The organism is Kitasatospora sp. NPDC007106 (assembly GCF_040634455.1).
Taxonomy (GTDB): domain Bacteria; phylum Actinomycetota; class Actinomycetes; order Streptomycetales; family Streptomycetaceae; genus Kitasatospora; species Kitasatospora arboriphila.
In genome coordinates this window covers 1-2,305 of sequence record NZ_JBEYFP010000885.1, presented here as the reverse complement: position 1 = coordinate 2,305, position 2,305 = coordinate 1, and the positions used below count along the sequence as shown (strand labels likewise).

Sequence of the window (2,305 nt, the reverse complement as noted above, 5' to 3'; positions counted from 1 at the left end):
GCTCGGCACCGCCCGCGGACGGCGGCGTGGTGCGTCGCGCCACCGGACGGGCGGCGTGGCGGACGAACGGGTGCCCTCGGCCGGGCCGGGTCGTGCCGGCCCTGGGCGTGGCAGCCGGCGGGGCGTGGTGCGATGCGATGCGGTGCCGGGGTGCCGCGGGTGTCAGGGTGCGGCGGCGCGGATCAGTTCGGCAGCCGTCCGGACGACCGGCTCCCGGACGATGTCGTAGTGGCCGCCGGGGACCTGCCGGAGGTGCAGCGGGCCGCTCACCCGCGCGCGCCACTCGGCGGGGTCGACGGCGGAGTCCTCGGCGTGCAGCAGGGTGACCGGTCCGGCGTACGGGCCGGGCACGTGGGCCTGCATGGCGCGCGTGGCGGCCCGGTAGCCGTGGTGCCGGGCGGCCAGGTCGGTGCCGTCCAGCCCGAGGTCGATGCCGTGCTCGCGCAGCGCGGCGACCGCGGCGTCCAGCGCCTCGTCCGGCGGGAGCCGCCAGACCGCGGGGTCGACGGGCAGCCGGTCGCCGCCGCCGGGCAGGGCGTCGGCCGGTCCGGCGGAGTCCACCAGGTCGGCGACGAAGCGCTGCAGCGTGGCCGGGCCGTCCCAGGCGGGCACCGCGGCCGGCCAGCTCATGGTGTCCAGCAGGACGACCGGCGGCGCCGCCCCGGCGGTGGCGAGCCGGCGGGCCGCCTCGTACGCGACCAGGCCGCCGAAGGACCAACCGGCGAGCACCGCCGGGCGGCGTCCGGCCGCGGCCAGCAGCGCGAGGTAGTCCTCGGCCGTCGACTCCACCGTGGTGGGCCCGTCCGGCCGTTCCTCGGCGGCGACGGCGAGCACCGGCCGGCGTCCGGCCAGCAGCCGGGCCAGCCCGGTGTAGCAGAACACCCCGCCGCCGATCGGCGGGCACAGCACGACGGCGCCCGCCCCGCGGTCGGTGCCGGGGTGCAGCTCGACCAGGGTGCCGCGGGCGGCCGGCGGCACGGAGGGGCGGCTGCGGCCGGCGCGCAGCGCGTCCAGCAGGGCCTGCTTCTGCGGCGAGAGGGCGGCCACCCGGCCGTCGGCGGGCGGCACGGCGGGTGCGGGTGGCACGCTCGGTCCGGGCGGCACGGTCTCCTCCTGCGCGGTCGACGGGCGGCGGACGGTCACGGCCGGGGCGCCCCGGCCGGAACCAGGCGGTGCCGGTACAGCGCTTCGTAGTGCGGGAGTTGGGCGCGGTGATAGTCGGCGAGCAGCGGGGTGTTCGCCACCGTGTGCGGGTAGCTGCGCTCGGAGCGGACGAAGCCGGTGCTCCGTTCCGCGTCCACGTGCCAGCGCTGCGCCCTGCCCCAGCTGTCGTGCGCACCGGCCCGCCAGCTGAGGTCCTGCGGGCGGTGGTCGAGTCCGGCGCGCTCGCAGTAGGCCCGGACGGTGCCCTCCGGGTCGTCCAGCAGCGCGTCCGAGTCGACCACGGCGGGGACGGACCCGCTCTCCGCGGCGACCGCGTCGAAGAGTTCACGCAGCCGGCCGAAGCCGATCTCCGGCTCGGTGAGCGCGGGGTTGAGCGCGTAGTGCGAGGCGATCACCTCGTCCGGGCGGCGGATGATGAACGTGTGCCGCACCTCGGTGAGGAACCGGGGGTCCGCCAGGACGCCGGGGTAGTGGAAGTCGGTGGTGTCCTTGAAGAACACCAGGCGCTCGCGGGAGAGCCGCAGGATCGCGGCGATCAGCTCGGCCTCGGTGTGCACGGCCGTACCGTCGACCTCCGTGCTGCCGAAGTCCGCCAGGTGCGAGAACGGTTCGTGCAGGGTGACCACACCGGGGCGCTGCATCATCATCCGCAGGAATGCGGTCGACCGGGAGCGGGGTGCGCTCCACAGTGCGATCGCCCCGGTGGTGGTCGGCGGTTCCTCCGCACTCATGGTGCATTCCTTTCCCGGGTGGTTCGGTGCGGCGAGGCTAGCAACGCCCGGGGCCGGCCCGGAACCCCGGAATCGCGGTGGACGGCACGCCGTTTCGGCCTGTCAGCGCCATGCTTACGACCGCGACCTGCGGAGCCTGTGCCCGCGCGGCGGCGGGCGGTGGAATTCCGTTGACCCGCGGCCGTGGAATTGAACGATTCGGGTACGCCCGCGGAGCGGACCGAAGCATTCCGTTGACCGGGAAATCACTGCCGGGGCGGAGGCCGAACTCCGGTGATTCCGGCTAGCTTTCGATGCAGCAGTGCGGCCGAGTCCACGTGAAGAGGGAATGTGACCGACACATCCACACCCCCCGGCACATCAACACCGCAGGCCAGTGCACCGCGCTACCGCGCGGTGGAGCTGGCCGC

General features: G+C 75.7%; 2 protein-coding genes. Both read right to left on the bottom strand.

Annotated features, from left to right (window positions below):
• Positions 1-162: 162 nt before the first annotated feature.
• Positions 163-1,143 (bottom strand): alpha/beta fold hydrolase, encoded by a 981-nt coding sequence (locus ABZ641_RS33635; protein WP_359988062.1) that lies wholly within the window; start codon positions 1,141-1,143, stop codon positions 163-165.
• On the bottom strand, positions 1,140-1,895 hold the full coding sequence (locus ABZ641_RS33630; RefSeq protein WP_344623945.1) for a sulfotransferase family protein: 756 nt from the start codon (positions 1,893-1,895) through the stop codon (positions 1,140-1,142). Before ABZ641_RS33630 ends, ABZ641_RS33635 begins: the two co-directional genes overlap by 4 nt.
• Between the last annotated feature and the right edge of the window lie 410 nt (positions 1,896-2,305).